The 6561-nt window shown below is 53.5% G+C and carries 7 protein-coding genes; 1 reads left to right on the top strand and 6 read right to left on the bottom strand.

Annotation, left to right across the window (positions count from 1 at the left end; translation table 11 throughout):
- Positions 1-10: 10 nt before the first annotated feature.
- The 6 genes from AC04PH_RS12710 to AC04PH_RS12735 all read right to left on the bottom strand — a co-directional run bounded on the left by AC04PH_RS12710 (position 11) and on the right by AC04PH_RS12735 (position 5654).
- The gene (locus AC04PH_RS12710; RefSeq protein WP_483066108.1) at positions 11-760 is read right to left on the bottom strand and encodes a hypothetical protein; all 750 of its coding nucleotides are present in this window, start codon (positions 758-760) and stop codon (positions 11-13) included.
- 2 nt (positions 761-762) lie between these two features.
- Positions 763-1536: a hypothetical protein gene (locus AC04PH_RS12715; protein ID WP_483066109.1), complete on the bottom strand. Its 774-nt coding sequence runs from the start codon at positions 1534-1536 to the stop codon at positions 763-765.
- Positions 1536-3356: a hypothetical protein gene (locus AC04PH_RS12720; protein WP_483066110.1), complete on the bottom strand. Its 1821-nt coding sequence runs from the start codon at positions 3354-3356 to the stop codon at positions 1536-1538. The genes AC04PH_RS12715 and AC04PH_RS12720 overlap by 1 nt, the downstream gene beginning before the upstream one ends.
- A 2-nt stretch (positions 3357-3358) precedes the next feature.
- Positions 3359-3586 carry a hypothetical protein gene (locus tag AC04PH_RS12725; protein WP_483066111.1) on the bottom strand — a complete coding sequence of 76 codons (228 nt, stop codon included), beginning with the start codon at positions 3584-3586 and terminating at the stop codon, positions 3359-3361.
- A 98-nt stretch (positions 3587-3684) separates the two neighbouring features.
- Entirely contained in the window at positions 3685-4104 is a 420-nt protein-coding gene (locus tag AC04PH_RS12730; protein ID WP_483066112.1) for a very short patch repair endonuclease, read from the bottom strand.
- A complete protein-coding gene (locus AC04PH_RS12735; protein ID WP_483066113.1) occupies positions 4101-5654 on the bottom strand; it encodes a DNA cytosine methyltransferase in 1554 nt (517 codons plus the stop codon). Before AC04PH_RS12735 ends, AC04PH_RS12730 begins: the two co-directional genes overlap by 4 nt.
- Before the next feature lie 457 nt (positions 5655-6111).
- On the opposite strand from AC04PH_RS12735, the gene AC04PH_RS12740 reads away from it, so the two are divergent.
- Positions 6112-6279 carry a hypothetical protein gene (locus AC04PH_RS12740; RefSeq protein ID WP_483066114.1) on the top strand — a complete coding sequence of 56 codons (168 nt, stop codon included), beginning with the start codon at positions 6112-6114 and terminating at the stop codon, positions 6277-6279.
- The last annotated feature ends 282 nt before the right edge of the window (positions 6280-6561 follow it).

Here is a 6561-nt window from a genome sequence, read left to right on the forward strand (position 1 = left end):
CAGGAGTCAATCAGGCAGCACTCGACTGATCTGTTGCCATCCGCTTCCGCCACTTTTCGAATTCAACCGGCAGAACACCAATGAATGCGCTGTCTGTCATGTATTCAGGATCATAGGTCAGGTCCAATTGCCTCAGAACAAGTCCGAACCGGCGTGCACTGCCCCGTCCTGCACCGGCAACACCAGTTCGCGGACGTGATTTCTGGTTATCGAAATACAGCTTGTTGGCTGCCCTGATGATCGGCTGGCTGCCAAGAACCTGCTGACGACCACCAAACTGTTCAAGGATTTCACCGTGTACACTGAGAGGATGTGCCTGTTTGCGGGGTGAGATCAGAAGAAAACGCGAAGCATCGCCATGGTCTTTCACCAGTTGCCACGGCGAACGCACCAGATGCCGATAGTAGTGACGATAATCGGAGCTGAGAACGTAAAGATACTCCTGTTTGGGAGACCGGTTGCCTGACGCATCTGGAGGACACAGCCTGTCAAACCAGCGCAGAGCAAGGGCGCTCCACAATCCTACATCGCCACTGATTATTGCCGGATCAAACTTCTTCAGAAGGGCATTGAGATAGACTCCGAACATATATCTGTCATCGAACAGTCCCGATCCCGGCTGAATTTCAGGTAGAAACGGAGCCGAGGTTTCCGGGTTCTCCAGAAGATGCAAAGGAGGAGGGCCTTCTGCTCCGTCTCTAATGTAATCCCTGAACTCAGCTATTCCGGCTTCGTTGAGTATTCTGAACTTCTTACTCATAATTACTTCTCCGAAGCGTTTCTGATTTTCTCGATCAATGACAGGTTCTCGCAGAAACGCATCACGGCGTCATCGATCCAGTTCTCTCTGATGTTGTCGTCTGAAAACTCGCGCGGATCGCCCTCAGCCCCGAGTTCTGCGCGACAGTATTCCAGCCACTCTTCCTTCCAGCCAGGTTCGTCTTCACTCTCGCCGGTCTCGGACACCCGGACCAGTTCTTTCATAACGATCCGCAAGGCTGCAGGAAGCAGAAGTCCCTGCATGATCGCGCTTTCTTGAAGTTTATGGGCGAAACCGGGTATGCGCCTGTTGACGATCAGAACAGGTCCATCCCCCTGTTCAATCTCGACTTTCCAGACATCCTGACGCAGATCCCGGTAAAGGATCGGAAAGATGCTGCGACGGTTTTCGCTGTCACCCTCACTCTTGGGTTTCAGCCTCTCTGCGGACGCAATCAGTTTTCCGGGTTCATCGTCGTTGTCCACCACCTTCAGTCGGAACAGAACGGAACCGTTTCTGTCCACTTCGCTGAGCACCAGAGCTTCAGGGACTTCCGGGGCATCGACTGTCCCGCAGTCGAAGCGCATTCCTGAAGACCGATGATAGGCTTCCACTGCAACACGCGCTCCACCCGGAAACCCTTGGTTTTGTAGCTTCAGGTTGATTTTTGCCTTGAGCGGTTCATCGGTCCCGGTTTCCAGCATACTGATCTCGACACACTCCCGTCCGATGCGCTTGCGTCCGGTAGAGTTAATGCGTCGCTTGGCCGTACTCATTACGAAGTCCTTGCATCTACAATCAGGTCACGCTGCGTATCGAAGCCACCGGCTTTTAGATGAAAGTCGGCGGCCGTGACATCAAAGAACAGAACGTTGGGCCTTGAGATCTTGATGTCACCGTTAGCCGTTTCGATTGTCAGCTTCTTCGTGCTGTTCAGGTCGAAATCGAACACGCTGAACCTTTTGAACGGATCAGCTCCGATCATATCATAAGCCATCCTGACGCGAATGCGTTTGGGAAAGGTCCATTTCTGCGCGCCCGGCCCCGACAGGATCTCGAAACCGCCATTTACCGGTTTGATCCGTATGGCTGTTTCTTTTGGGGAGACATCAATTTTGGGTTTTCCGACACGTTTCTTCTTACCCCTTATTGCCTGAGCCTTGTCAGCCAGCGAAAAGAAGTCGATCAGTGCGTCGTCGTCCTTCGTTTCCTTCTGATCGGCGATCATGTTGTACAGGTCTCTTAGTGACTGCCTGATCGCCGATAGGGTTTTTCTCGGATGGTCCCAGTTGGCATTGAGCTTTTCAGCGTTGAAGTTCCAAGCGGTATGTGCGGGATTTTCGGCATCTCCCAGAAACTCGACCACGACATCGTCATGTGCGATCATCGCGCCGCGGGCAACCGCTCCGGCGAAGTGGCGTTCACCGGGCAGCGTGATAGGTCCACGCGCAAACAACGAAAACGGGGCCTCCTCTTCGGCGAGCGCCCTGACGAAAAGATCGATATTCCCCTTCTGCTGCGCCTGTCCTTTCGGTTTCAGCATGACAGGAACACGGAGGTGGACAAGATCACCTCCTGAAAACGCCGCCATCATGGATTCAATCTGTTCGGACGTCAGATGCTCTGGCGAAAGTCGGGCATCTCCTATGGTATCGGTCGCAATTTGCGCCGCCTGCCCCCCTAGCGCGTCACTGATTTCCTTTACAAAGGCAAACGGAATGGAAGTGCCGGAGTGTTCGACCTTAACGGCCACATCCAGAAACGACTCGGCATTGACGAGAACATCACCCACTTCGACCTCGAGCCGTCCAGCAAGAATAGGAAAGTAGTAGTTGTTGACCACTCCGGCGAGAATGGTTTCATCGGTGACGCTGTCGATCAGATAAGGTATTATGACGCTGAGGCCTGTCTGATCGGTTCGCTCGACACCAAAGAGTGCTTTAAATCGCGCAATTTCCTCGCCGTCTCGTACAGGCAGTTGCAGGTTCAGCCCGTTGCCGGAACGACCGTCAAACCAGAAACCGTGCGCAGGGTAGTAGTCGTTTTCGATGGAGTGGTTCTTGAGCACGGCTTGTCCCATGACAGAGGGACCGCTCTCGCCCTCGCGGACCGTCAGCCCGAAAAACGCGCTTATTTTTGAAGAGGACGAGTAAACCAGTTTCCCAAGACCCCATCGCCCGCCTTTTTGTCCGGATTTTTCGGACTCACCTACAGCCCGCCAAAAGTTATCGAAATTGTCTTTATCCAAGTCCTGGAAACTGCCGGTCAGACCTCTTGTGTTGTAGTCCTCGATAACAAGGGTACGCACGGGCCCTAGTTCGTTTCTGGGCAAATTCAGATCGCAAGCCTTGAGATGCGGAAGAAGGCCCTGGAATTGCACGGCAAGTTGACCGGCCTGATCACCATTCAGAGTTTTCAACCGGAAGCTAACTTTGACGGGTGCATCCTCGCTGCCCGCATCAGAAGAGTTCTGAATAACCTCCCTGACGAGAGCTTCGGCCAGACCGACATCGTCGTTGTTAAACTGATCGCGCTGTGTCACTCCAATTCGGACGCTTGAAGGGTCTGCTTTATTGAATTCCCAGTATCCGGGCATTATCATTCTTCCAGTCTGAAATCTGTATCCTTGCCGCCCGAGTCTCCTAGGAATCTGCTCTTCGCCGAGTCCAGCTCCTTCTGAAGCGCGCGAACAATCTTGCGAGCATCTTCTTCCGTGTATTCGTAGGAATTTCTATTTGCGAGATTTCCGATCAGACGCATGTCTTTGATAGTACGGTTGACCCGCGCCTCAGCCAAGTCGACGAATTTTTTCCTTTTGTCACGCATAGCAGCCTTCCTTGCTGTATTTGTGAAACATATCTTGCACATTATCAATGCGTTTATTTCATAATTATATTATTTACAAAATATGCACAAATATTTTCCTATGGAACCTCAAGTATCTGATTTTCAATGAATTTAATGGTTTCCTCAGGGTCCATTCTCAGCTCGCACTCCCAAACGGTGAGCACCTGCCAGCCGAGCGTTTCCAGCTCCGCCGTCCTGCGGGCGTCCCGCTCTACCGTTCTGCGAAATTTCTCAGCCCAGAATTCGGTTCGGGTCTTCGGCATTGTCGCATTCGAACAACCTTTATGCCGGTGCCAGAAGCATCCGTGGACAAAGATAACAGTTCGGTATTTGGGAAGAACAATGTCGGGTCTCCCCGGCAGTCTCGGAACATGCAACCGAAAACGAAAGCCTCTGCGGTGGAGGATGCTACGCACAAAAACTTCGGGTTTTGTATCTTTGCCCCTAATTCGGGACATGTTCCAGCTGCGGCGCTCTTTCGAAATCCGATCGGTCACGCATCCTCGTCTTTCATCTGATCCAGAACGTCCGCAATGATCGCTGCAATCTGTAGTGCAAGGTAAGGCGGCACTGCATTGCCGACCTGATGATACTGGGAGGTGCGAGGCCCCTCGAAGCGATAATTGTCCGGGAAAGTCTGGAGACGGGCGGCCTCCCTGACCGTCAGACTGCGACACTGCCTGGGATCGTAGTGAATGAAGTAATGCCCGTCTTTCGAGATGTGCGACGTGACGGTCGTGGAAGGCTGATCCGGGAGCTGAACCCGAAAGCGGTCCGAAAACATCTTTCCGGCCCTACCGTCCTCTACGTTCGCATGGTCGGGAAGCAGGCTGAACGGAAAATCCGCCAGCTTCGGGCTCTTTCCGGTAACGGATGCGAATGACGCTGCAAAAGCATAGCGGCGCAGATCCGAAGGCATGTGCGAGCGAGACTCATGACTATCCAGAACCGAAAGCTGTTCGTCGTAGATACTGTCGAGTACATCGTGTGAAAGACGCGGACGCGCCGGATATCTGGAAGAAGACTTTTTCAGGCCTTTGAGCGGTCTTTCCAGGTCGCCCCTCATGAGATTTACCAAGTCACTGGCGTATTCTTGCCCGTTCATTTCCCTGCGTACCGTCGCCGGGTCCAGGCCTTCGATTTCCTTGAACCATTTGTCGGAGCAGTCGCCCCCTCTTGAAATACCGCTTCTGATTTTGGGAAGGTTTCCGATAGTCTGTTTCAGTGTCGGTGGCTTATGCGGCTTCAACCTTCCGGGGCGCGCACTGATATCATTCCGGACGCCGACGATGAACATCCGGTGTCGTGCCTGCGGAACGCCGTACTCTTCTGCGCGTACCAGAAACAAGCGGGGATCGGCTTCGATACCCGGAAGCTCGTCTTCCGAAAGAGAGTAAAGCCGGTATCCTAACGCTTTGGAAGACATGCCGAGCGCGTCTCTCGGCGCGCTCAAGTCTGCAATGATGCGATTGATGACCAGCTCACCCTTGACACGAGCAGAGAGTAATCCCTTTACGTTCTCCATGACGAAAACGGGCGGCGCGTGATCTATGATGATCCTTAAATACTCGCGGTAGAGAAAGTGTCGCTTATCGTCCTCAAATTCAGGAGCGCCCATCATCCGTGACCGGCCCACAAGTGAATACGCCTGACATGGCGGACCGCCGACAAGCGCCCACTTCTTCTTGTTCCGAAGTCTCTCGCCAATCAGCTTTCGGACGCGATCGTGGTTTTCGGCACCAAGCGAAATCCGGATCGCCGACCGGTCGGCATGCGCCTTCTCATTCGGATGCATCTCGTACAACTCATCAAGAGTGATATCGCCTTTGAGATACCGATAATAGTCTTCCGGGAGCGCACCGCCATCGAAGCTCTTCAGGAAGTGTCGCAGAAGAAGTGTTCGATGAGCGAATTTGTCCTGTTCAATCGAAACCGCGCTTCGAAAGCAGGCGTCTTTTTCGCCGCGCACGAGAGACGAAAAACCTTCCCCAAGGCCGCCCGGCCCCGCGAAGACGTCGATCAGCGGATAGGCAGCCTTTCCGGTCATTCCGCCTCCTCTGCACAGGCCCGAAATCCCTCGCTTGCCAAGTTCGCACAGTGTTCGACGCCGGGAATAACGGCGACAGATCTGCCGTGATTTTCCATGGAAACGAACTCCTGCCTTGCGGTATCGATCAGATGACAGAGGCGGTTTCCGGCGCCGCGAGCGCGTAGCGTTTTCATCCAAATCTGATCCCAAATGGCCATTTCAGCTAACTTGCGTACAGCTTGTGCCCGACGCAATACGAATGTTCAGTTGTATGCAAGGTTATGCAGACGAAGGAGTCGAACGTCAGCTCACCCGTCGAGCAGCGAATTTACAGCACGCGCGACGAACCTCCGCTTTCCGCCCCTCATGCACTTAAACTCCGTTTGTAAGTCTCCTGTTTTCGCCCGTTCATCAGATCAAACAGATCGTTACCGCGATCGTCGAAGGTATGCTCCGCAGCTCTATGAAGGCGAAGATGGATAATCTTGAGGCGCGCAAACCCGTACTGGAGGGAAAAGTTGCCGCGCACCCAGCTCCATATCCGTTCCAGCTGCATCCGACCCATGCCGAACCCTATCGCGGCAAAATCAACGCTCTTGTTAAATGCCTGAACGACTCCAAGACCTTCAGAGAGGCCGTTTAGTTCCTTCGCAATCTTTTATCGGAGGTACGGCCGCATCCAAACGAGGATGCGACTGACGGGCATGGAATTAAGTTATATGGGAATTGACTGCCATCCTAGAGTTATTACCCCCCGGAAACGACGGCCCCCGCCGTTTTATAGGCGAGCTGTTTTGTGGGTTGGTTGCAAGCCTGCGCTTTACCCCTTCGCCTTTTCTCCGCTCGTTCTGCGCCTGACGAGGGCTTGCCGTGGGCAAACCGTCCGGGGAACTGTTCGAAGGTCGCACGGGCTGTTCTGGGTTTT

This window comes from Yoonia sp. KMU-150 (assembly GCF_056858355.1).